The sequence below is a fragment of the Bacillus sp. CPT56D-587-MTF genome, from assembly GCF_058792335.1.
Map to the genome: position 1 here is coordinate 618,983 of NZ_JBYTEF010000001.1, position 24,208 is coordinate 643,190.

At 33.3% G+C, this 24,208-nt stretch carries 25 protein-coding genes and 2 pseudogenes; 15 read left to right on the forward strand and 12 right to left on the reverse strand.

Annotation, left to right across the window (positions count from 1 at the left end; all coding sequences use genetic code 11):
- Positions 1-144 precede the first annotated feature (144 nt).
- Positions 145-270, reverse strand: a complete 126-nt coding sequence (locus AC3WVZ_RS03250) for a YjcZ family sporulation protein (protein WP_000540377.1) — start codon at positions 268-270, stop codon at positions 145-147.
- A gap of 197 nt (positions 271-467) precedes the next feature.
- Here AC3WVZ_RS03250 and AC3WVZ_RS03255 point away from each other — a divergent pair, with 197 nt between their 5' ends.
- The gene (locus AC3WVZ_RS03255; protein ID WP_000013700.1) at positions 468-725 is read left to right on the forward strand and encodes a hypothetical protein; all 258 of its coding nucleotides are present in this window, start codon (positions 468-470) and stop codon (positions 723-725) included.
- 103 nt (positions 726-828) lie between these two features.
- On the opposite strand, the gene AC3WVZ_RS03260 is transcribed toward AC3WVZ_RS03255, so the two are convergent.
- On the reverse strand, positions 829-1,368 hold the full coding sequence (locus tag AC3WVZ_RS03260; RefSeq protein ID WP_065211911.1) for a DUF4352 domain-containing protein: 540 nt from the start codon (positions 1,366-1,368) through the stop codon (positions 829-831).
- A gap of 419 nt (positions 1,369-1,787) precedes the next feature.
- Between AC3WVZ_RS03260 and AC3WVZ_RS03265 the strand changes: the two genes are divergently transcribed.
- Positions 1,788-2,372 carry a CGNR zinc finger domain-containing protein gene (locus tag AC3WVZ_RS03265; protein ID WP_001158435.1) on the forward strand — a complete coding sequence of 195 codons (585 nt, stop codon included), beginning with the start codon at positions 1,788-1,790 and terminating at the stop codon, positions 2,370-2,372.
- A gap of 119 nt (positions 2,373-2,491) precedes the next feature.
- Here the strand turns inward: AC3WVZ_RS03265 and AC3WVZ_RS03270 are convergent.
- Positions 2,492-3,861 (reverse strand): annotated as a pseudogene (locus AC3WVZ_RS03270) (IS1182-like element ISBth7 family transposase); the annotation flags it as partial.
- Positions 3,862-4,076: 215 nt separating this feature from the next.
- Between AC3WVZ_RS03270 and AC3WVZ_RS03275 the strand changes: the two are divergent.
- Positions 4,077-4,631 (forward strand): HPP family protein, encoded by a 555-nt coding sequence (locus tag AC3WVZ_RS03275; protein WP_000368844.1) that lies wholly within the window; start codon positions 4,077-4,079, stop codon positions 4,629-4,631.
- Positions 4,632-4,809: 178 nt separating this feature from the next.
- Here AC3WVZ_RS03275 and AC3WVZ_RS03280 read toward each other — a convergent pair whose 3' ends face one another.
- A complete protein-coding gene (locus tag AC3WVZ_RS03280; RefSeq protein WP_000400965.1) occupies positions 4,810-5,076 on the reverse strand; it encodes a YmzC family protein in 267 nt (88 codons plus the stop codon).
- Positions 5,077-5,516: 440 nt separating this feature from the next.
- Between AC3WVZ_RS03280 and AC3WVZ_RS03285 the strand changes: the two genes are divergently transcribed.
- From AC3WVZ_RS03285 to AC3WVZ_RS03300, 4 genes are all read left to right on the forward strand, one after another.
- Positions 5,517-5,975: a MarR family winged helix-turn-helix transcriptional regulator gene (locus AC3WVZ_RS03285; protein ID WP_000198939.1), complete on the forward strand. Its 459-nt coding sequence runs from the start codon at positions 5,517-5,519 to the stop codon at positions 5,973-5,975.
- A gap of 43 nt (positions 5,976-6,018) precedes the next feature.
- Entirely contained in the window at positions 6,019-6,552 is a 534-nt protein-coding gene (gene pssA, locus AC3WVZ_RS03290) for a CDP-diacylglycerol--serine O-phosphatidyltransferase (protein ID WP_000008335.1), read from the forward strand.
- Positions 6,553-6,591: 39 nt separating this feature from the next.
- Positions 6,592-6,963: an ATP synthase subunit I gene (locus AC3WVZ_RS03295; protein WP_233936017.1), complete on the forward strand. Its 372-nt coding sequence runs from the start codon at positions 6,592-6,594 to the stop codon at positions 6,961-6,963.
- A 312-nt stretch (positions 6,964-7,275) separates the two neighbouring features.
- A complete protein-coding gene (locus AC3WVZ_RS03300; protein WP_000556724.1) occupies positions 7,276-7,911 on the forward strand; it encodes a VanZ family protein in 636 nt (211 codons plus the stop codon).
- A gap of 99 nt (positions 7,912-8,010) precedes the next feature.
- Here AC3WVZ_RS03300 and dhaQ read toward each other — a convergent pair whose 3' ends face one another.
- Positions 8,011-9,009, reverse strand: coding sequence for a DhaKLM operon coactivator DhaQ (gene dhaQ, locus AC3WVZ_RS03305; RefSeq protein WP_233936018.1), 999 nt, complete (start codon positions 9,007-9,009; stop codon positions 8,011-8,013).
- Positions 9,010-9,028: 19 nt separating this feature from the next.
- The gene (gene dhaS, locus AC3WVZ_RS03310) at positions 9,029-9,595 is read right to left on the reverse strand and encodes a dihydroxyacetone kinase transcriptional activator DhaS (protein ID WP_000204220.1); all 567 of its coding nucleotides are present in this window, start codon (positions 9,593-9,595) and stop codon (positions 9,029-9,031) included.
- Positions 9,596-9,773: 178 nt separating this feature from the next.
- Between dhaS and dhaK the strand changes: the two genes are divergently transcribed.
- Entirely contained in the window at positions 9,774-11,525 is a 1,752-nt protein-coding gene (gene dhaK / locus AC3WVZ_RS03315) for a dihydroxyacetone kinase subunit DhaK (RefSeq protein WP_000720737.1), read from the forward strand.
- Positions 11,526-11,754: 229 nt separating this feature from the next.
- Positions 11,755-12,105, forward strand: coding sequence for an SH3 domain-containing protein (locus AC3WVZ_RS03320; protein ID WP_000946193.1), 351 nt, complete (start codon positions 11,755-11,757; stop codon positions 12,103-12,105).
- Positions 12,106-12,297: 192 nt separating this feature from the next.
- Here AC3WVZ_RS03320 and AC3WVZ_RS03325 read toward each other — a convergent pair whose 3' ends face one another.
- A complete protein-coding gene (locus AC3WVZ_RS03325) occupies positions 12,298-12,849 on the reverse strand; it encodes a DUF4352 domain-containing protein (RefSeq protein WP_001228902.1) in 552 nt (183 codons plus the stop codon).
- Between the two features lie 292 nt (positions 12,850-13,141).
- On the opposite strand from AC3WVZ_RS03325, the gene AC3WVZ_RS03330 reads away from it, so the two are divergent.
- Both AC3WVZ_RS03330 and AC3WVZ_RS03335 read left to right on the forward strand, forming a co-directional pair.
- Positions 13,142-13,531: a hypothetical protein gene (locus tag AC3WVZ_RS03330; protein ID WP_000940664.1), complete on the forward strand. Its 390-nt coding sequence runs from the start codon at positions 13,142-13,144 to the stop codon at positions 13,529-13,531.
- A gap of 76 nt (positions 13,532-13,607) precedes the next feature.
- The gene (locus tag AC3WVZ_RS03335) at positions 13,608-13,727 is read left to right on the forward strand and encodes a DAK2 domain-containing protein (RefSeq protein ID WP_071740898.1); all 120 of its coding nucleotides are present in this window, start codon (positions 13,608-13,610) and stop codon (positions 13,725-13,727) included.
- A gap of 380 nt (positions 13,728-14,107) precedes the next feature.
- On the opposite strand, the gene AC3WVZ_RS03340 is transcribed toward AC3WVZ_RS03335, so the two are convergent.
- The gene (locus AC3WVZ_RS03340; protein ID WP_000395468.1) at positions 14,108-15,001 is read right to left on the reverse strand and encodes a helix-turn-helix domain-containing protein; all 894 of its coding nucleotides are present in this window, start codon (positions 14,999-15,001) and stop codon (positions 14,108-14,110) included.
- Positions 15,002-15,369: 368 nt separating this feature from the next.
- On the opposite strand from AC3WVZ_RS03340, the gene AC3WVZ_RS03345 reads away from it, so the two are divergent.
- From AC3WVZ_RS03345 to AC3WVZ_RS03355, 3 genes are all read left to right on the forward strand, one after another.
- The gene (locus tag AC3WVZ_RS03345; protein WP_233936019.1) at positions 15,370-15,651 is read left to right on the forward strand and encodes an LCI fold-containing protein; all 282 of its coding nucleotides are present in this window, start codon (positions 15,370-15,372) and stop codon (positions 15,649-15,651) included.
- Positions 15,652-16,780: 1,129 nt separating this feature from the next.
- On the forward strand, positions 16,781-18,514 hold the full coding sequence (locus AC3WVZ_RS03350) for an S-layer homology domain-containing protein (protein ID WP_233936020.1): 1,734 nt from the start codon (positions 16,781-16,783) through the stop codon (positions 18,512-18,514).
- A 151-nt stretch (positions 18,515-18,665) separates the two neighbouring features.
- Complete coding sequence (locus AC3WVZ_RS03355; RefSeq protein ID WP_001080424.1) at positions 18,666-19,283, forward strand: DUF6241 domain-containing protein; 618 nt, start codon at positions 18,666-18,668, stop codon at positions 19,281-19,283.
- A 636-nt stretch (positions 19,284-19,919) separates the two neighbouring features.
- Here the strand turns inward: AC3WVZ_RS03355 and AC3WVZ_RS03360 are convergent.
- Entirely contained in the window at positions 19,920-20,897 is a 978-nt protein-coding gene (locus AC3WVZ_RS03360; RefSeq protein ID WP_000650420.1) for a DUF4179 domain-containing protein, read from the reverse strand.
- A 3-nt stretch (positions 20,898-20,900) separates the two neighbouring features.
- A complete protein-coding gene (locus tag AC3WVZ_RS03365; RefSeq protein WP_000955512.1) occupies positions 20,901-21,431 on the reverse strand; it encodes an RNA polymerase sigma factor SigX in 531 nt (176 codons plus the stop codon).
- A gap of 494 nt (positions 21,432-21,925) precedes the next feature.
- Between AC3WVZ_RS03365 and AC3WVZ_RS03370 the strand changes: the two genes are divergently transcribed.
- Positions 21,926-22,834, forward strand: a complete 909-nt coding sequence (locus tag AC3WVZ_RS03370; protein WP_016125601.1) for an alpha/beta fold hydrolase — start codon at positions 21,926-21,928, stop codon at positions 22,832-22,834.
- Positions 22,835-23,165: 331 nt separating this feature from the next.
- On the opposite strand, the gene AC3WVZ_RS03375 is transcribed toward AC3WVZ_RS03370, so the two are convergent.
- A complete protein-coding gene (locus AC3WVZ_RS03375; protein ID WP_000700223.1) occupies positions 23,166-23,405 on the reverse strand; it encodes a DUF2798 domain-containing protein in 240 nt (79 codons plus the stop codon).
- Between the two features lie 414 nt (positions 23,406-23,819).
- Positions 23,820-24,168 (reverse strand): annotated as a pseudogene (locus AC3WVZ_RS03380) (IS4 family transposase); the annotation flags it as partial.
- Positions 24,169-24,208: the final 40 nt, after the last annotated feature.

Sequence of the window (24,208 nt, forward strand, 5' to 3'; positions counted from 1 at the left end):
CATCCAACTATTATTTTACCATGTTAAATTGTTTTATTCATTGAGAAATATGCTTTAAATATATATTTTTAAAAAATATATAGATTTGAACAATATGTATACGAGCCACATATCAAAAAAAGACACTCTCAAGAGTGCCTCTCCTTAGCAGCCGAATCCGCCGCCCCAACAGCTAGCGCCAACGATGATTAATAAGATGAAGAGCACAACAAGTAAGGCAAATCCGCCGCCGAAACCACAGCCTCCACCACAACTACCTCCATAGCCCATATTAACTCCTCCTTCCATAAAGACCATTTATTAATGGATTTAATTTAATTTATGTTTTTAAGGGTGAATGGAGCAGGTCCTTAAAAAAATAAAAGGATTTTGGAAGTTAAAAAGAGTTGACGATCTTATTTTTGTCACCGGAATTTTGTCTTCTACATATTGTATTTTATTCTGTGTATTGGGGGAAGGAGGATCTTATGGCTAATTCTGAGATGATTTTACGTTTACTTACGGATTTAAAGATTGAACAACAATTGTTGAAAGAACAGTTAGAGAAAATGCAAACAACTGTGACTATTCTTGAAGAAAAATCAGTGACGCTTAAAGAAAAACCAGCGACTCTTAAAGAAAAAACAATGACTCCTGAAGAAAAACCATCTGTTACAAAGCAAAGAGCTTTTTCTGGACGCCCAACATCTTTTCGTGATTGGAGAGCATCTAGTCAAAAAAATTAGGGAATGTTATGTGAAATGATAAATAAAAAAGTACAGTCTGCTGTAGAAAAGACTGTACTTTTTTATGTCAGTAGAGAATGTTAAGGGAGACGCATTTATTGGCCTATTCCACTTTTAATTGGAGTTCTTTATCTAACTTATCATTATTAATTTTTAAAGTTAATCCTTGCGTGTTTTTCGGTACATCAAATACAATGTTTCCTTCCGAACTTTCATTAGGATTAACAATATTAAATTTGAATGTGGAGATATTTGCAGCTTTAAGTACTGACTGATATTCATTGGAAATGTGATATTCTCTTCCAAATCCATCAATTAATTTAAAGTTGTTAATATCTAGTGTAATGGGTTCTTCTTTACGATTATAAACGGCGATGTCTAATACTTTAAAGACACCTTGTGCTTTAACTTCTCCAGTCCCTAGAACATCTAATGACTCGGCAGATCTCATTGACATGTATACATCAGAGGAATCTACATTGGTAGGAAGTTCTTTTTGCGGATCCTTGCTGCTAAGTTTGTCATTCTCTGTTTTTTTAGAAGTCGCCTGCTCATTTTTCGCAGGCGTATCATGTGAACTGCAAGCTGATACTCCAAACAAGAATGTGCTACATAATAATGATGCTAATAACTTTTTGTTCATCGTTTGTTTCTTCCTTCCAAAATAGAAGCACTTTTAATGAGTGCTATATATATTTGTCTTTATATGTATTACATTTTATATCTTATTATATTGATTTTGGAAGGAAAAGGGAAAGATTTGTGCGTTTCTCTGATTCGAATTATTTATCTGTCTAAAAGTTGAAATTAAAATGAGCCCCATAAATGATAAACCATTCCACTAACAAAAAACACTAATCCTAAAAATAAAACAATTAAAGCAAGCACTCCATTTTTATTATGTTCCATAAAATTAGCTCCTTTTTCATTTACTTACATACCAAAAGCCTTTAGTCGTAATTATGGCTAAAGGCCTTAATCTTCATACTTTGTAGTTTATAAAAAAGTTGTACTTCTGTATTAATTTGGAATATGATTATTTAAAGAGAAGGTGATGAGTACATGCAGGAAACAAAACAATTCCCGCTTATATCGGGAAATCTCTCATTAGATTTAGTAAATACAGAGTTAGTTAGGCGTGGACAACGTTATGATTTATTAATAACAGATGAAGATGTATTAGAATGGCTACATGTAATAAAGGTTAATCTTCCTTTTTGGAATGAAAAAACACTTATAGGAATTCAGAAGCGAATGGATCAAGTTACATCTAGCATATTAGAGGTAAGAGAAGTATTGAGAAAACAGTTTGAGGCAATTGCTGATCAGCAAGAAATTTCTAATGATTTTATTACGTATTTAGAAAAACAAATTGAGAAGGCACCATTTACATATAAAATCATTGAACAGCAGCTAGTATCTATCCCAGTTGGAGAAATCGAGGATGTACTCGCATCGTTAATTGCATTTGACGCTTTAACGTTAATAGCAGAAAATAAGCTTATTTCCCTTAAAAGGTGTTCAAATCCTGACTGTGTTTTATTATTTATAGATAAGAGTGGAAAACGAAAATGGTGTTCTATGAAAATATGTGGGAACCGGAAAAAGGTAGCAAAATTTCAGGATCGAAAATTTGAGGAAGTTTAGAGAATCAACTTATAACAGTTGATTCTTCAGAGTGTTGGGAAACCCTTTAGGGTTCCCAACACTCTGGAATCTTTTTTGATTTTAGCGAATAAAAACAACATAAAATAATAGAATTTTAAAAAATAGCCCTCCACCTGACCCTTTTTGGTCAGGTGGAGGGCTATTTTTTTCATGTTTTGACAAGCTGCGGTGAGATAAGCTTGCATTTGGACAGACTTCAGCCCTCGAAACCGGGCATAGCGGTAGCCATGTAGTTCTTTGGCGTCTGCAAAGCTTCGCTCTATAGTGGAACAGCGTACTTTATACAACCTTTTCCCTGTAGCTGTTAGCTTGTTTTTTCTAGCAATATCCTTATATTTCTCCCACACATGATGAGTGATAACTTTTTGTTTTTGTTTCTTTGAAAAGCACACCTCACGTAACGGACAAACAGCGCAGTCTTCTGGATTCGATTTGTATTGACGGTATCCTTCACGATCAGTTGTTACATATTCTAGAATACATCCCATCGGACAAGCGAAAACATTCATTTCTTCTACATATTTAAATTGGCTTTTCGGTACTTCTTTATTCCGTTTTCCAAATCGGCGATACCCCATCACCATAAATATATTCCGTTCTGATAGTTTCTTACAGATATATCCTGTAAAATAGCCAGCATCAAGGGCAACAGCTTCTACTTTGAAGTCGAATTTATCAATCTGAGCTTGGAGGCGTGCTAAATACGGCTCGGAATCTGCCATATTTCCAGCCGTTACATAGGTATCTGTAATAATATTGTACTTCGCATCAGTCGTACGATGATCCAAGAAATGAAAACCATTTGGTTTTCCATCTCTCATTAAAAATCCACTATCTGGATCCGTTGTACTTATACGAGTTTTTTTGGTAGGGGTATCACTTTCCTTTCTAGGTTTTAATTCTTTTTTCCATGTACCTCACGATCTTCGATTACCGCAGCTTCTAGCTCGTCTATATAAAACTTTGCTTTTTCTTTTTTATATTTATGTACAAATTTATTTTTATTGGCATTGGCCTTAATATGTGTAGAATCTGTCATCAGTGCACGTCCTCCTACCATCCGGTGCTCCGTCGCTTGTCTCACAATCTCATCAAAAATTTCTTCGAAAATATTTGTATGAATAAAACGAGTACGACGATTCCAACTGATTGTAGAGTGATCCGGAATAGTATCCGATAGAGAAAACCCTAAAAACCAACGGTAGGCAATATTCGTTTTAATTTCCTTTTCCAATTGACGCTCAGAACGAATACCGTAAAAATATCCAATAAACATCATCTTAAATAAAACAATAGGATGAATGGACGGGCGTCCATTGTTTTCACAGTAATAAGGGCGTAACTTCTCTTCAATAAAATCAAAACTAATTGTCGCTTCAATTGCACGAAGGAAATGATCTTGTGGAACCAACTCTTCTACAGAAACAGATACACGCTCATCACGATGATTTTTTAAAGCACCCATCATAAAAAATCTCTCCTTTTCCTCTTTTTTATCAGTGTTGACACATAAAAAGAGGTTCAGACACAAAAACAGGCTGTGGAGAAGACTTTCTCCACAGCCTGGAGAATCAACTTATAACAGTTGATTCTTTTTTTTTATTTTAAAACTAACCCCTTAAATTAATATTTACAGGTTAGTTATGTCGGGTTATAATTGTTGGTAAATAAAGGAGGAGAACGATGGATAATATAACAGCAACTAAGCAGAAAGATCCTCAACCAATAAGTGTACGATATTTTACAAAAATGAAAGGGAAAGGAAGAAGCCCATTACAAGTAAATGTAAAGGACTCTTTAACGGGACTACTAGGGGGATTTTTAACAATTCTTACCTTAACATATTTAACGAGCATAACCTCTACAGAATTATTAATGGCTCCATTTGGTGCGAGTTGTGTATTAGCGTTTGGAGTTTGGAATGCGCCATTATCTCAGCCGCGTAATATTATTGGAGGACATTTGATTTCAACTTTCATTGGTCTATCAATATATCATTTGTTTGGGAATGAATATTGGACAATTGCTTTAGCGGTGGGGATGGCAATAGCCGTTATGATGTTAACGAGAACGACGCACCCTCCGGCAGGCGCCGATCCGATTATCGTAATTTTAGGGGCAAATAGTTGGAGTTATTTAGTAACACCAGTTTTAATTGGCTCCGTTGTTATTGTAGTTATTGCTTTATTCATTAATAATATGAGTAGTAAAAGAAGTTATCCAACTTTTTGGATGTAGTTTGTGAAGGGAAAAATAATTTAATTGAGTATTCTATTCTTACTATGTTTTATTTTTTATATAGTAAAAGCCTTAGTCGTAATTGTAGCTAATGGCTTGGGTCCTCATACTTTGTAGTTCATAAAGAAAAGACACTTTAAAGTGTCTTCTACAGATTTGAATTATTTAATTCATGTAATTAATATTCGTTAGCATAAAACTCTTTTATTAATTTTATTTCATTTGTATCTGGATTAAACTTAAATATTTTAATTTGATTCGATTCATCTTTGTATGCAAATGTATTCTCACCAACTTGGGTCATATTGCTGGTGTTTAAGATAGGGTCGCTACCGTGATCAGTAATTTCCACAGTTTTCTCACGATCCCAGAATGCAATGACAATAATCAAAATGATAAGACATACCCGTATAAAACGTAATTCTCTTGCAACAGGATGTTCCATCTGTTTGTCTCCTTTACTGTTTGATAGAGTCTGTTTATAAAAGAGATGATTCCTAGGAATATAAATAAAAAAGACACCGTAAAGTGTCTTTTTTATTTTAGTTATGCGCATTACTTAATAAGACGCTAGTTCCTCAGTCTGGCTATGAGTAACTATGTAGGGTAATTCCATTATAACATTTTAACCAGTAATGGGTCTATATGGAATTTAATTGATTTTCTTTTTGATTATTCAGAACGATTAATCGGGTATTTGGATGAAGGAAGCGGTGAGGAAGAAGGGACTTAACTTGTTTTAGAAGAGTGTCTTCTTTTTTGTATCATTGTGAGTAAAGTGTAGAGTTATATTTCCCTTTACACGAACATAACGGTATAATATAGTTAAGTTAAGTAAACTTAACTATTAAACAAAACGAAATAAAAGCATGGAGGAATAACGCTATGACTAGAACGTATAAAGAAGTAATTAATGAAATGAACCGAGCTTATAATGAATTCTACATTTTACTATTCCAGGAGTTAAAAGATGAATTCGGTCTTACAGGACAGCAAGAGAGCATGCTATTTCATATTAATTTAAATGAAAACACGACAGCAAATCACATTGCGACTACTTTTAATATATCAAAAAGTGCCGTTAGCCAAGTTTTATCTAAATTGGAGAAACAGAAGATGATTTCAAAACAAGTAAACCCTAATAATAAACGGGAGTATTTTCTTACACTTGGTCCAAACGGTAGTAAGTATATAGAGCGGTTGTCGGAGTTAGATGATGTATTAATTGAGAAATATTTTTCTAAAATCGATATAAACGCCCTAGAGCAAATGACAGATACGTTAACGAAAATAAATAAAGTCATATTGGAAGAAAAACAGAAAGATCTTGATTGTAATGAGTAAGAACGTAGATGAAGCAATTAGTAGAAAGGAGGAGAAGTGTATTATGAGTTTCATACCAAATATGATTACGATAGCAAATTTTGTATGTGGGCTTTTAGCTATTTACGCTGTTTTCGTTCACGATATTTATTTGGGAGCAGTTTTTATTATTACAGGTATGTTGTTTGACTTTTTAGATGGTATGGTCGCTCGGAAACTTGATTCTGTTTCGGAAATTGGTGGAGAGTTGGACTCATTTGCGGATTTAGTTACTTTTGGTGTGGCACCGTCTATTCTGGCATATAGTGCCTCGTTAAAAGATTTGCAGTCTATCGGGATGATATGCGCGCTTGCTTACAGTATTTGCGGCATGCTTCGGCTTGCAAGATTTAACACAAAGCAAAGCAAACTCCCAACCTTTATCGGCATGCCGATTCCATTTGCGGCAATGTGTCTCCTCATTTTATGTTTTTTAAAGAATCCAGTTTCCGTGGCGTTTGGTACATGCGTACTCGCTTATTTAATGGTAAGCAAAATCAAATTCCCTCATTTTAAAAAAGATATAGCTGAAAGCTTGAAGCCTGGAAGATTGGATTGATGATACGGGATTACAATGAGAAAGATAAAGGAGAATAACATGATTCGTATGGCATTAAGATCATTCAACATACAAATGTATTGTTTGCTAGGCATAATGTTATTGGGATGGCTTGTGACACCTTTTTCAGCAAAGTTCGTAGGGATAAGCATTGGCCTTTTGGTGAGTATGTACTGCGCCTGGATTTTAGGAAGGCGTATTGAAAAGTTCGGAGATAGCATTGTAAAAAAAGCAAAAGCACCGATGCTTGGAATGATAAATCGGTTCGCAGCCGCAATACTCGGCGCGATTATTATGTATGAAATTGAACACCATGAATTCATGTGGACATTCGCTGCTGGAATTATGGGTGGGTATTTCTTGGTTATTATTAATTTAGGGTATTACAGTATGAGGGATGAGAAGGGATAAAGTGAAACCTAAGTTTAAGCATACTGTTGCCTAACAACGAATAGCGGATTAGTAATTAGAGTAATAATAAAATCTAACATAAAATTTAAGAAAAATTTTATATTTCCCCCACTTTTTATTTTAAAAGTTTTTCCTATCCTATAAACAAGTTACATCAAGGAGGAGACTGAAAATGAAGAAGTGGGGATTTTATATTTTTAATATATTCCCTATATTCGAAGACAAAGTAAAAGATTAAATATATGAACAAAGTACTGGTTCTTAAACTATGTTCTAAATAATAGATGAAAATGTAAAGTTAGGGGATTCCACATGCATACAGAAGTTTTGATGAGTTATTTGTATACGTATTTTTTTACAATTATGTTTTGTATTGTATTTCAAATTGGATGTTATTTTAAAGTGAAAAACAATATATCTATTCGGCATTTTCTATGGGTGTATGTTTTTCTATTTTACCTTTCGCTTGTGTATAAGGTGACGCAAATCGCGACTGTATGGGATATAAGTAGATACGAAACGTGGATTCGTGTAAATCAAATCAACTTGACTCTATTTGATACGGCAGGTAGTACTACGTATCTTTTGAACATCGTACTGTTTATGCCGCTCGGTTTTTTATTACCGATGATTTGGCCGTATTTTAGAAAAATAAAAAACACGGTATGTGCAGGATTCTTTTTTTCATTGGCAATTGAGTTAAATCAATTGTTAAATAATAGAATTACAGATATTGATGATTTATTTACGAACACCCTCGGGGCGATTATTGGGTATTTATTATATAGAGCTTTAAAAATGATATTTAAAAGAGAGGGGGAAAAGCTTGATACCAGCTCTTCTCTAGTTATAAAATACGAGGCTATTTTTTGTTTAGTATGTTCATTTGTAGGAGCGATGTTAATTTATCATCCAGCTTTATTTGGAAGACCTGTCATCATTCAGTGAGGCAATTACGAATTTCTTGTTAATGCCCGTACGATATTTCAATTTGCAAAAAGCCTTTAACTTGTTATAGTTAAAGGCTTTTATCATCATAATTTTTACTTACCAATTACCCACTCTAACATCCGCCTTCAACCACTTCACCCAATCAAAATCCTCTACCTTAAGCAAACTAAGCGAAACACCCTTCATATCTAAAGAAGTTAACAGTGTACCAACCTTTACGAATGTCACTTGCAATCCTTCAAGTTCACACAAACGGCGAATGTCGTTTGCGAAAATGTATTGTTCCATTAATGGAGTTGCGCCGAGTCCATTAATGAGGATAGCGAAGTTGTCTCCTTTTCTCCAGCGATAAATGCTTTTTAGTTTGTTCATTAGTTCGATCGCTAATATTTCAGAAGAGGATAGTGCTTCTTTACGGTAACCTTTTTCTCCGTGAATGCCTACGCCATAAAACACTTCATCGTCATTTAATGTGAATGAAGCTTTTCCTTTTACTGGATCGTTGACAGGGGAAAGAGCAACTCCTAATGTGTGTAAGTTTTTAGTGATAGAGCGGCCAAGTGTTGTTAGTTCTTCTAGAGAATGGCCTTCAAGAGCGGCCGCACCAAGTATTTTTTGAATGAAAACAGTACCAGCGACGCCGCGTCTTCTTTTATTAAAAGAAGCATCATCTTCAATTGAAACGTCGTCATTTACGATGATGTGGTCAATTTCTCTTCCTTCTTCTTTAGCGATCTGCTTTGCCGCAAGAAAGTTCTCAACGTCATCTTTAAAGTTTTTAATAATGAATAGTATACTTTTATCTTTTGGCATAAGGCGAGTTGCCGCCGCAATTTGTTCCACTGTAGGCGGAGTGAAGATGCTTCCGTTTACTGCCGCTGTAAGCATACCTTTTCCTACATAGCCAATATCAGCAGGTTCATGTCCGCTACCACCGCCACTTATAATAGCGACGTCTTGCTTCATTTTTTCGATATCTTTTACATAAATGATGTTATTCGTTTCATCGTAATTTACTTTGTCGTTATGTTCAAAATAAAAGCCGTGCAGCATATCTTGAACGATATTTTGTACATCATTCATAATCTTTTTCATTGCTTTTGCCACCCTTTAATTACTTTGCTGATTGCTCCAGTAATAGTAGTAATTGATTGTTTATCATATTTTTCATAAGAGAAGACATAATGGAAGGATCTACTTCGCACTTACTTTCAATCCAATCTTTTATTGTTCCAACGAAGCCGTGACTATAAAAGGAGGCAATCGTATTTTTTGTCTCATCAGAAAGGCTGAATCCGCAGCTCACAGATAGTTCATCGATAATCTTCATATATAAGTTTTTCGTATGCTCAAATAAATAGTGATTAAACGAGTTTTGCTCAATGACTTTAAAAGCATTTCGGTAAAATTTTTGATTTTCATAAAAGTAATCAAATAATAAATCGAAAATGTTTTCCCACGTTTCATAATCGAGAAAGTCGATAATGTTTTCCTTCGTTTCTTCTCTATAAATCCAGCTTAATAGTTCAAATTTATCTTTAAAATGATAATAAAAAGTTTGCCTACGCATTTGACAGTGTAACATAATATCGCTCACTGATATTTTATGAAACGACTCTGTTTCCATTAAATACTTCAATGAGTTCGCGATTATCTTTTTAGAAATTATAGAAGAGGTCATCTGAATCATCCCTAGAATGTTATTAATATGAAAATCCTATCTATAAATGAGAGCGGTGTCTTTAGACAGATTGTCCATTTTGTCCGTTTACTATAAAACGCTTTCATTTTAACATGGTTAGTAAGAAGAAGATTTCAAATATATCACAATATATTAAAGGAATTGAGGGAGAACTACAATGAAAAAGATTATAAACAAACCAGAAACATTAGTAATGGAAATGTGCAACGGAATGGTTATGGCTCATCCAGAGCTTGAGCTTTTGAAAAAATATAAAGTGATTAAGAAGAAAGAAATGAACGAAAATAAAGTAACGTTAATTAGTGGAGGCGGTAGTGGTCACGAGCCGGCACATGCAGGATTAGTCGGAAAAGGAATGTTAGATGCGGCAGTGTGCGGAGATGTGTTTGCGTCACCTTCACAAATTCAGGTATACCAAGCGATTAAAGAGACAGCTAGTAAAAAAGGTACGTTATTAATTATTAAAAATTATAGCGGCGATATTATGAATTTCAAAAACGGTGCGCATTTAGCGACGGAAGATGGAATTGAAGTCGACTACGTAAAGGTGGACGATGATATTGCGGTAGAAGATAGCCTGTACACAGTAGGACGCCGCGGCGTTGCGGGCGTTATTTTAGTTCATAAAATTGCCGGCGCAGCAGCGGAAGCAGGTATGGATTTAGGAGCGGTGAAAGCTGTAGCAGAAAAAGCAGCGGCTAACGTGCGCACAATCGGTTTAGCATTAACGTCTTGTACAGTTCCAGCGAGTGGATCACCTACTTTCACACTTGCGGAAGATGAAATGGAATACGGTGTAGGTATTCACGGCGAACCAGGAATTAAGCGTGAAAAAATGCTGTCAGCAGATGAACTAGCGAACCGTATGACAAATGACCTTGTAAAAGATTTAGGAGTAAAAGATGGCGAGGAAATCGCAATTCTAGTTAACGGTTTTGGCGGAACACCACTGCAAGAACTTTACTTATTTAACAACGCAGTTACGAGAGAACTAGCTGCAAGAAACATTAAAATTAATAGAGTATTCGTCGGTAACTATATGACAAGTATTGATATGGCTGGTATGTCTTTAACGGTAATGAAGTTAGATGAAGAGCTAAAAACATTACTATCAAAAGAATGTAATACACCAGCGTTTAAAGTAGACGGTCCAGTTGAAAGTGTAGAGTACGTAAATGTACTTGAAGAGACAGAAGAGAAGGAAGTTTCATTTGAACTAGAAACTGCGGAAGAGCACGCTGTTATTAAAGATAATGTTATTACATTAAACAACATGATTTATCTCGTTGATAAAATGAGCGATATTATTATTAAAAATGAAGTACCGTTCTGTGAGCTAGATACGCATGCTGGTGATGGCGACTTCGGAATGAGTGTGGCAAAAGGATTTAAGCAATTAAAACGTGAGTGGCACTCTATTGTAGAACAAGAAAACGTAACGATCGGATCATTCCTTGATGGCTGTTCGATGATTATTATGGAACATTGCGGCGGCGCATCTGGTCCAATTTGGGGCGGTGCATTCCGCGCTGCTAGTAAAGCTGCGGGCGAAAAACGTGAGTTAACAGTGAAAGAATTCGCTGAAATGCTGCAAGCAGCATTGCAAGGCATACAATCGATCGGTGAAAGATCATTCGGCAGAGGAGCAGTAGTTGGTGACAAAACACTTGTTGACGCACTTGCTCCATGTGTAGACTCTTGGTTAGATAGCGCCTCAAACGAAGTAGACGTAAAAACTGCCTTTGAAAAAGGAGCAGAAGCAGCGGTCAAAGGAGCAGAGTACACGAAAGAAATCGTAGCTCGCATGGGCCGCGCTGGTACAGTTGGCGAAAGAAGCTTAGGATATCCAGATGCAGGTGCACATGCACTTGGGGTTATCTTTACGGAGATTGCAGGTAGTTTGAAATAGTAATTGGAAAGTCCCTCTGCCTTAAGGTGGAGGGATTTTTATATAGTTGATATGTAGAAGACTTCTTTCGGTTCTTTCTCAGTAAAATATGAGTTTGTTACTATTTTTGATAAAATCTTATTTCAAAAATACAACTAATATTTCTCAACATTAATATATTGAAAATAGTTAGAATATTTAAGATAATCATTTGTGAAGAAGTAAATTATAAAAAAAGGGGGAATTTATTTTGTTACGTCGTTTATCTATTTGTACAGTACTAACAGCTTTTATATTTACTTTATTTACATTTAACGGCTCTGCTTTCGCGGCTACGAATGCTACTGAAAATCAAAATGTAGTAGCAGCTTGTGCAAAGGGAGGTACGGTAGGTGTATATGGTGCAAAGATGCGCAGTGGTTATACTGTCGATTCACCTGTCTTACATACATTTAATGATGGTACGAAAATTACTGGAACATGGGTAACTGGTGAATATGTTCAAGGTCATTACAGTAATTCTAAACAGTGGTTAAAAGTTACATATAAAGGGATGACAGGTTATGTATCCCATACAACATTATATAACGTTTGCTCATAAAACTATGTACCATAATAGCTTTGGATATATTGAGCTAATCTCTTCTCGAGATTAGTTCTTTTTTATCTCTTAGTTTTTAATGGGGCATTTTTTGAAAAAGACCAACGATTCATTAAATCGATGGTCTTACGTTTATATAGTATTCATTTGTATCTATATTAAATTTTTCATTGTTTTTTGCTTATTTTAGACTTAGTTTGTTTGTGATTGCAGCTTATCAATTTTCCAGTATGTTTGTAGAGGGTCTAAAGAGCTTTCAATATAAAACATATATTCATCTGCGGTACGTGGTACTTCAAAAGCTATTTTCAATTCTACCGTTTCATTTGGTTTAACTTGTATATCAGAAGGGTTTTGATCAAGCACCTTTCCTTTATAGATCTTTCCGTCTTTTTCATCTTTTAAGTTATATTTTAATTCTGATAGTCCAATCGTTTGACCTCGTACATTTTTTACAGAGACATTAACAACTACGGAATCGTTGCTAGCATTTAAATAGGCACTTTGAACAGCGGTCAAGTAATAGCCTCCCTTAACACTCTCACCAACTAATAAAATACCTTGTTCCAAGCGGCTCATATCTTCTTTTTCTTCAAAATTTATTAATTCTTCATTTTCATTTTTTGCGGTTGGTTCTTCTATTGGACCATTTTCAACGGCACTATCTGTTTTATCTTGTGTGCAAGCAGCCGTAACACTGACTAATACTAGAATGAAAGTAAGTAATATAGATAATTTTCTCATAAAATTTATCTGTCTCCTTAAGTTTCTCAATTTTGTGCAACTATACATATAAGATTAACATAATGTCTCATTATTGGCTCAAAATAGGGGGTCTTTTAGACAACTTATTCTTTTTACTTTTAATATACATTCGATTGGTTCTCGCGATATTTGTTAATCTTTTAAAACATTGGCTTAGTAATACCGAGGGTTATTATAGATATATTAATCATGTAATTTGTCCATATCAAAATGAACGTTTTTTGCATTTAATATATTGTAAATATATTTTATTTTGGAAGGATGTGATTATATGGCTCATAAATCTACTGGAGTGTTTCGAGTTCCAGTTTCTGAAAATGGGATTATTCCAACTGCTCTCAACATTATGTTAAACAATGATTCACGCTGTCATACTAGTAATGTAACGGTAACTGTTAAGAGAAGTCGAAACACCTTTTTCCCAACTCAAAATGAATTAGTTGAAATCTCTCGTACTTTTGTTTCTTTAGAACCAAATAGAACAACTAAGATTGTGTTGTTTACTCCAGAATTCCAAGTAGAAGATTTCCTTGATGTCATCATTAGTGGAAATAGAGAGGATGTTAAGGATGTTCTTGTATATTCTTTCTTAGCAGATTCAGTAGGTCATAATCTGCCATCTACTGTTTTCAGAAATGCAGAATACACTTTTGCTTGCTGACACTGTGATAATGTATTCTTTACTGTCGTATATCTGAATTGAAATGTTGCAAACAGCACTTCAAGGCATATAATCTATCGTTGAAAGATCATTCGGCAGAGGAGCGGTAGTTGGTGAAAGAAGTTTAGGATATCCAGATGCAGGTGCACATATGCTTGGGGTTATCTTTACAGAAATTTTAGGTAGTTTGAAATAGAAATTAAAAGATCCCTTCTACCTTAAGGTGAAGGGTTTTTTTAATATGTTTTTTGATATATATTGCTAAATATGTTCCCATAATTCATTCTATTGTATTGAGAATAATGTCATCTACATCAAAACAAACGGCTTATAAAAGGAACTAGTATTTGAGGTGGATTTATTAACGAATTTTATATAGCATGACTGAAAATGAGATAAATAAAAACAATATTCCCTATTATGTTTTTAAAAATTAATTGAGCAGGTCCTTGTAAAAATAAAGAAAAGACACCAAAAGGTGCCTTTCGCCGACTTAAATTAATTTTAATATTATCGATCTAAGTTTAAAAGCTATAAGAATTTTTTCTGTAGGATTTGTAAGTAGTTTTTACGAAATTATGAGTGTTTTTTATTTTGTAATTCAATAAGTTCATCTGGTAGCATTTTTGTATAATATTCTTTTTCTGTTAGTTCAAATATAAATAATGCTTTTTTCCAGTTATAAATAACATCTTCTACATTATGTTGTTTCATTTTTAATAAACACTGACCTTTTAAATAGAATAGTTCACCTAGTAAGTATAAAGTATTTAGATTAATTGCTAATTTGATACCCTTATCAATATACTTTATTGCCTCTTCATGTTGATATGTGAAGTCGAAACATTTTGCTAAATTTAACATGAGTTTTAATTTAATTTCTTTATCTCTAGGAAAATCTAATTTATTAAAATTAGTTAAACATCTTTTGAATATATTAATACTTTTTTCATATTCTTTATTTTCTGCATAAAATATAGCCATTGTTTGCATAATATCTATTTCTCTTTCTGATAAAAAATCAGAATTAGTTAAAGTCAGTTTTAATGCATTATTTAAAAAATCTAAAGCAGTTTTTATTGATTTATCCACCATAAATATAGCAATTGCTTCATGCCACATTAGAAATTGTTTCTCATCTTTTGTTTGAAAATTATTTAAGTTTTTCTCTTTTTTTACTATTTCATAAAGTTCTTTATATTGTTTTTGCTTTAAGCAATCTTTTATTACGTATTTTACGTTTTCTACATATTTTAATCTTTTGTTTTGAGTTAGTGCAAATATGTTATTCGGATCAATACCAAGTCTTTCTGATAATTGATATAACAATATACTAGATGGATAAATCATACCTTTTTCAATCTTGCTAATTTGACTTTGTGAACATATTCCATGACATAATTCGGATTGTGATATATTTTTTTTAATTCTAAGTTCTTTAATGGTAATACCCAAATCGTTAAATTCCATTTTGCCACCTACTATTTAGCACTTTATTAATATAAGAACATTCTCTAACCTTAATGTAATGTAAAATTAATATAGTTGCAATTATTGTTTTAAAGGGCTTATCGTTTCTATAAGATGGTGAGATTTTTTTATGTACAAAAAAGACACCCTAAGGTGCCTTACGCCGACTTGGACCACATTCGTTTAATATAAACCTATCTGTATTTTCACATGCTTCTCTAATTCCTCTATTTTCCATTTGATAAAATAAAATCCTAATATTACTAATAATTAAATAAATATTTCTACATATTCAAGATATTTACATAAATTACAAAAGTGATACATTTAAGTTGTAATCTATAAAAACTATTAAAGGGGGATTTATTATGTTCAAGAAATTAGTAGTAGGAGCGTTAGCAACAGGTATTGCATTAACAGGAGGAATTGGTGCAGCTTCAGCTGATACACAAAAAGCTGTGAGCTCTCCGAAGCAAGCCACATGCTCAATTCCTTATGAGTATTCTAATGGTAAATTCAAAAGAACTCTTTATTACTCAAATGGAGTATATGCTAATAGTTTTAATGAAAATGTTTGTAGCGGGACGATTACGTGGTACTTAAAACATGTTCAAAATGGAGTTGCTTTTTACGAAGGTAATTTAAAATAGTAGATTTTTTGAACCTCATTTATTGAGGTTCTTTTATTTGTAGTTTTTAAACCGATTCTCTATAAAAAAGACACCCTAAGGTGCCTTCTTGCGATTTGCTCCATTGTAATATGGTATTGGATGCCAGTCCAATTATTATTTTACCACCTTAAGTAGTTTCGGTTATTGAGAAAAAATACAACTCATTGTTTGAATGCAAAAAGCCCTAGGGGGACTAGGACTTTTTGCTAGAATGAATAAGATTTAAAAAAGGACTTATATAACGTAACATATGAATGTTTCGTAAATGTATCAAAAAAGTGAACAAAATAGTTACTTTAAATAAAAAAAGCTCCGCGATAAAAGCTGCGGAGCTTCATAAGGTCGAGTTATGTCGTACTCACAAGGGATTTTAACATGGATGTTGTGGTAAAAATACTGGTAAATTTATCCTATAACCCCGCTGATTAGAGTTTCACTTCATTCGAAGGAATTCATGTTTTATAAATTAGATTATGATAGTTGATATTCTCCATATTGACCAGAAAAGAACTAGAAATTCTAGTGAAATTCCAAGTGTTCGTTTCCTAGTTTTTTGAAATTCTTTTATTAAATAGCCAACAGCACTAATTGCTATAAGAATGAAAAGAATAAGTTCGAGTGTAACTGGCATTTTATCTACCCCTAATACATTAATTTGTTATATAAAAATTATAAGATATTTTTGTGATTAGTAGTGAAAAATTCAATAGAATTATCTCTAAATGGAGTAAATGTTTCAACGGACCAATCAAAGGTCAATACAACAAGTGTTATACAATATACGCATGGAGAGCCGTGGGGCTGAAGAAATATTGAAGTATAAAGAGTTGTTAGATCGAAGGATGATTACCGAAAAAGAGTTCTAAGTGAAGAAAAAGTAACTAATAAGTATATAGATGAAACGCTCAGATGAGCGTTTTTTTATTTATATATTCGCAAGTAAAATAACATAATATCACTATGAATCCTTATAACAATATGAATTTTTGCATATTTTAAAATTCAATATATCCCTCAAAAACTTTTAATTGTATAATATATTTTGTCATATTTTTAGATTTTTCGACATAAACCAACAAAAATAGAGAACGTATTGGGAGAAGACATTATGTATACAAAACTATTAAAATCAATTACATCATTATCACTGATTGGTGGTGCGTTGTTATATACAAATGGCAGCGATGTGAAAGCTGCTGAAGTGGGTATTTTTTCTGATGTGCCGACATCACATTGGTCATATCCTGCGATTAAAGATTTAGCCAGTAAGAATATTATTTCCGGTTATGGGAATGGGATATTTGGTTTTGGAGATGTTGCGACAAGGGAGCAAGTTGCGGCTTTAATTTATCGAGTGTTAGTACCGAATAAACAAGGCGGTTCGTTTAGTAATGATGGAACTCGTTACGTATTAAAGGATGGTTCTACGTTTAAAAATCCTTACGGTGATATTAATCAAAGTTCTACAATGTTTCCAGAAGAGGTATTAACTTTAACGAATTTAGGAGTTTTTAAAGGTGATGAAAATGGCCAATTTAGACCGAAAGCTTCTGTGAGTCGTGCGGAAATGGCACAAATTCTTACAAATGCTTTCCATCTTGCGGCAAAACAAAAACATACCTTTAAGGATGTTCCAAATCCATTTTGGGCAGAAAACGCAATTAGTGCAGTGCAGTCAAATGGAATCGCGGATGGCACAGGGAACGGGAATTTTGAACCGTATGGCACAGTAACACGTGAACAGTATGCGCAGTTTTTATATAAAACTTTAAAATATAAAAATGCCGATGTGAAAGATACAGGAGATGCTGCATTATTAACAGCGTTTAAAGAGGAAGTACAAAAGCGTATTAATACATACGAGACAAATATTACACTTCCATATAAAACGAAAAACAATAATACAAACGAAGTGATGAATACACTTTTTAACGCATATAAAGAAGTTGCAAGTAAAAATGAGTATACAAATAATAATAGATCGAATGTTTCATATGGACTTTCTGGATCACCTGGAAATTATACATTTACGCTTAAGATTACATATCGTGAAACGAAAGAACAGACGGAATATGTCATGAAACAAGCGAAAGCAATCGTTTCTTCTATTACTCAAGTTGGAATGGATGATCACGAAAAAGTGAAGGCGATTCATGATTACGTAGTAAAACATGTTTCTTATGATACGTCTTATAAAGCTTACACAGCATATGAAGCACTTGTAAATCGTTCTGCGGTTTGCCAAGGTTACGCACTATTAACGTATCAATTATTAAAAGAAGCAGAAATTGAAAATCATTTCGTGACAGGAACTGGGGACGGACAACCTCATGCTTGGAATTTAGTGAAAATCGAAAACAAATGGTATCATCTTGATACAACATTTGATGATCCGGTTCCAGATGAGCAGGGCCGCGTAACGTATTCGTATTTCAATTTATCAGATGAACAAATCGCAAGAAATCATGAGTGGAACCGCGGAGACTACCCGCAAGCTACAACGAATTATTATAGTACACTGACAAACAAAATTGCGGCAGGTAGTACGAAAACGCCTGCATATCAACAAATATTAAAAGATACAAAGTTAAACTATTTAGGAAATGAATATATCGCAAATAACTATACCGAATTAAAAAATAAAATGCAGCAACGCTATAGTGCAAAACCAGAGAAAATTGAAGTGCTATACAAGCAATCAATGAATGGTGCACTGCAAGATGTGAAAAAGGCAATTGGTGAAATCGATTATCCGCAAGGGGCAAATCGAGTTTCTTATAAAGCGGAGCCTTACAATGCGAAAGAAGGGTATTCTTTAGTGACGATTACGTTTACGTATTAAAAGCAACCTAGATCCTATGGGATCTAGGTTGCTTTTTTATTATTCTTCGACAAAACATGACAATATATAGATACATTCTTTGCTACTATGAGATGAGAAATCTTACATTAAAAAACTGTTTAAAATAACTAATGCAGATAGGCGGAAAAAAATGAACCGAAAGTTACTAATGGCTTTAACATGCGGTACATTGCTTATGGGAATGGCTGCTTGTAGCTCAAATGAGAAGACTACAACTGAATCAAAACCTAAACAAGAAGAAAAGGTTCAGGAAAAACCGAAAGTTCAAACCATTCAAAAGCAGCAAAAAGATAGTTATGTAGTAAGTGAAGATGAGCTCTCTAAAGCGGCACAGTCGATTGGTGAAATCCAAAACGAGCAAACTATAAATGATATGATGATACATATGTCTTTACAAAAACTCACATTCAATGGGAATAATCTTCATGTTTCCGGTACCCGTGATGTAGGGCGATTTCAAATGACGAAAGAAAACATTCAATACTTAAAAAACAACTTAAATGTTATTAATAATGATGAAAGACCAAAATATGAATCTATTCTGAACAAATGGTATGATGGAGAGTTCGAATCTGTAGTTAAAGACTTTGAAGAAATTCATTATTTAAGTTCAGGAAAAAAGCAAAGTATGGAGGGATCTAAACTAGCTAAAAAAATTGATAGTGATGAAAAAGAATTTATTCTCCATTTCTTTGGTCAAGAAGGATTAGATATCCATAATAAAGAGTGGAAACAGGGCGAGTTATAGAAGTAAAACTGAATTTCTCTTCACTAGGAAGTACAATGTTTTACGGAACAAAAAAATAATGAAATTTCCTTAAATATAGTCCCATCGGGAGGTTGTCTATACTGAGATTCAATAGATACACAGTAATGCTTATTTTTCTAGCCATTGGCACAAATGCTGCATTATCTATGTGGATTAAGCAGGGACTTTTAGGTGTCATCAATGCTATTATTTTCTTGTTAACCGCTGCACGGACTACAAAATGAACTAATACAGAAGATTAGCATAAATAAAACATTGTATTTCTCAATAAACAAAACAACTTAACGTGGTAAAATAATAGTTGGACGGGAGTCCAATACATATTATTAAAATTAAGATGGTTCAAGTCGGAGGAAGGCACCTTAGGGTGTCTATTCTTTTTTATAAAAAGAAATTTGTACGTTTAGACGCATTTTAAATACAAAATAACCGATTCCTTATACGTTAAGAAACCGGTTATTTATTTTCCTACTTTTTTAGAGGGCTTTTTCTTATAATGGTCTTAAATCATAAATAAAAGATAGAGTAAAAACTATATACGAAATAAATGTAACGAAAACAAGAAAACATATAAACTGAGAATTAGATACATATTGTTCTATTCTTTTTTTCATGTTAATTCGTATTATTTTTCAAATGTGAAGTATCAATTGGAATTTGAGCTTTCCAAGATCCATTTACTTTTCCAATTCTAGTTATATTTACGTCTAAAGTAAGAGGCTGTTTAAAAACGTCTTTTTCTTCATTAGTTATAACAAATGTAGCAACACCTTCGGGTCTATCATTATCACGGATGCCTATTTTATCTAACTTTTGACCTGCTGCCACAAGTTCAAAAGGAAGACGATCATCTGCATCATGGATAAATGATAGTCTCCCATCATGTTTAATCTCAGGGTTTTCCTCTTGTTGTCCATTAATTATACCATCACTTTGGAGATCTAATCCTGATGTATCAAATTCAAATGGTACTAAACTTCCGTCAGCTTTTTCCATTCTATAATGAACTGATATACGTGAATCTGCGATAAATAATTCTTTGAGATGTACAGTAATACCTTGATCTGTAATTTTTTCATCAATAGGAATATATTTACCATTCTTCATCATATCTTGTGTGATACCATTTTCATCTTTTATTCCTTCATTTACAACTTTATCATTTGTAATTGCATCAGAAAAATATGAAGCGACATTTGTAGCCGCCACTTGTACTTGTGGAATCATTGCTGTTGTGAAAAGTGCAGCTGCAGCTACTGCTGTATAAATGAAACATTTTGATTTTTTACTCATGTTTGTAAAGATGCCTTTCTTTTGTTGTTTTTTGTAATTTATATTAGAAACGTTGTCTAACTTGGAACGACTTTCAAATGTTTTCCATGCTTGTTCTATATCAATTTTGATTTCTTGTGGTGAATTTGCAGATTCTTCATCTAGCATTACGTTTTCCCATTGATTTAATTTACTAATTTCTACTAATAAATCTTGGCATGCTTCACATGTATCTAGGTGCTTTGTAAATTCCTTTCTTATATCATGAGAAAGTTCTCCATCAATATATGTTTGAATAAACCCGATATCATAACATTTCATTTGTTATGCCTCCTCTATTTGTTTATAAATCTTGCGGAATTTCATTTTGGCTCGGACTAATAATGTTCCTATAGAAGATATTTCAATTTGAAGTACTTCTGCAATTTCTTTATATTGAAAACCAGAGAATTTCATTAGTAAAAGGGTTCGTTCTCGATCATTCATTTTATTTAGTGTCGTTTGGACCTTTGTAATTTCTTCTTTTCTTATCCAATCATCGTCTAATGATGATACATTTTGTACTTCATGGTATTGTATTTCCTTATCAATCTTCGCTTGCTGCCTTTTTTCAAATCGAAAATGGTTATAAGCTACATAAGTAGAAGATTTAATCAACCATCCAGGTATATTTTTAATTCCTTTCCAATCGCTACGATATAATTGTAAAAATACTTCTTGTGCTAACTCTTCAGCGATAGATTGATCTTTAACAATCCATATAATCTGTTTCACAGCATAAGCATAGTACTGCTTAAATAAATCTTCAAAGGTCATATTAGAAGCATGACTTTCTTCATTTTCTATGGTTAACATGTTCGTTTAAACCTCACTTTCAATTTGATACCTGTATTATAGAGAAACCAGAAAAACGGATTTTGTGACAGTTTTTCTGGATATTTTTTTATATTTTTTATCTCGCATTAACGGGTAGTAAGACCCCCACCTCAAAATTCAGCGGAAGCAAAGAAGTTAGGTGGGGGGCGGGCTGACCGTAAAAGCCCGATTGGTGTGAGCTAATAATCAGTGGTCGATGAACCCCCCACTGATTAAAGTTTCACTTTATTATGTACTAAAAAAGCATTCATCTGATTAAAAAGATAAATGAAAACATAAAAACTATAATTCTTGCAGTAGTTGTCTATTAATGTACAAAAAACAGTTAGTTTGTTGCCAAATTGTATCTAAACGTACGATTTTCTTTTTTCTAAATGAGAGTCTTGCCTTAAAGAAGATAAAAATTCAATGGATAATTACCATGAATATATAGATAAAGTTCATCCATATATTTGTAGAAAGGAGGCATTCAAATGAAGAGACATGATAATAAGGTTGGTCACTTTACATCTGAAAAAGGAAAGGAAGACTTTCAAATTGCCTACGATGAATCAATGGCACTCCTTCCAAAACCTAACGATACGAAAAATATAAAAACGAAATATGGCACAATTCGTGCTTATTATTTTACTAAAGAGGAAAACAAACATAAGGAACCAATACTCTTACTCCCTGGACGTGGTGCATCTACTCCAATGTGGGTACCTAATTTAGAAGGTCTAAGAGAAAAAAGGCCTGTTTATACGATAGATTTACTAGGTGAACCTGGGATGAGTGTGCAAACGAAGGTGATTGAAAATCAAAAACAACAAGCAGAATGGTTAAATGAAGTAATTGAAGGATTAGGTTTAGAAAGAGTGCATATCGTAGGTGTCTCCATTGGAGGGTGGACAACAATGAACTTGGCCAGATATAATCCTGAGCATATTGCTACGGCTAGTTTATTAGATCCAGTCTTTGTATTTGCGCAAATATCCATAAAAATGATTCTGGCATCTATTCCAGCTTCTGTTCCTATTGTCCCTAAGTTTTTAAGAGAAAAGATGTTAAGCTATGTTTCTGGAGGAGCAGAAGCAAGTGACGATGAGCCTATCGCTAAGTTAATCGAGTCGGGTATGCGTAACTATAAACTGAAAACGCCAGCGCCTGATTTATTTAGTAAAGAAGACTTAAAAAATATTGATATTCCAGTGCTTGCACTTATAGCTGAAAAAAGTACAATGCACAATTCGGTAAAAGCAGTTGAAACTGGAAAAAAATACGTTAAAGATATTGATATAGTTAATTGGAAAAATGCATCTCACGCAATCAATGGTGAGTTCTCTAACGAAGTTAATGCTAGGATCCTTGATTTTTTAGAAAAACATTCTAATGATAACTAAGTTGAAAGTGGAAAATATGTTGTCATAACAACTTCATCTCTATATAGCTATTTAGGGGGTTTAGCTCATTTTTTATTTTGGCATATTTTAATTCTGCTATTTTCATGAATATGTATAATTACATAAAATTTCAGTGAAAAAGAGAGTATACTTTCATATTGTGTAATAAAGGTAAAGCCCGCCTACGGAAATAGGCGGGCTTTTTTTACTTATAAAGAAAAGACAACCTTTAAGGTGTCTTCCTTCGATTTGAAACATTTTACTAGGTTAAGTTTTTGTGATAATAAACTCTTTTAATTGGAATGAACCTACGCAGTACATCACTTTATTCTTAAGCATCATTCTCAACAAAAGTGAAGATTTTCATTATCTTTTTAACTACAAAGGGTAATAATTTAGAAGCTAAAAATGCAAGTATGAAAGCAATTCCCCATGTTTTTATCCATGATTTGAGAAATAAAGCTGTATATCCAACATTCATTGAAACCATGACGAAAGAGATAATGCTAGATATGCCTAAAATCATAAAGATATTAAAAATTAATGGTTCAAATTTTTTATTGATTTTCAACATTAACACCTATTTTCTATATATGCTTTGCTGCCCGATTTCACTAACATCTAATCTTACAGTTTGAAATCTAGGTTGTCCAGTTTGTTTTACTTTGCTGCAATAGCAATTATTGAGATGTTTATTAGTTTGTCTGGAATAGGATCTCCTGTTATTGCTATCCAGCTAAGATTTTAAGTCCGTACCTAAATGAACACTTTATATTTTTTATAGTATCGAAGTTCATTTTGGGGGCGAATGTAATACTACATCATTAAAGTATTAGTTACAATTGAATCTCTGCGCACATAACCATCAAATTAAGCTTAAAAATAAAATAAACTTGCATTTACATAAACGAAGAAATTCTTAAAATATGTGTTTTCATTAAAAATAAGCATACGAAATAGACCCTAGCGGGTTTCATTTTTTTACTTATGCAGCTTTCTTTTGCTTTCTCAATCCACTATTTTCATAGATAACACCCATGATATCTAAGACAGTCTTCTTCTCATATCGATGAGATTTCCGCCCGTTGTTCTGTAGAAGGTATAACAAGCGAATCAGCAGATTTGTAATCTCTAGGAGTCCTTTTTGTATGACTTGATATAAGAGAAATGGATGATCTTGTATCATACCTATCGCTTTATATTCAATTAGTTTTTTTTAGAATTTGGCGCATTTTAAACATTGTAGAGGAACATAGGTAAATAGTGATTATATTTCTATATAGTTGGCACTCTAATCGCTCCTGTTTTACATTACGATAATGGTCTGTTTCGAATTTGTAGTTTTCTGTTATTTTTTGGGAGACTGTATTGGAT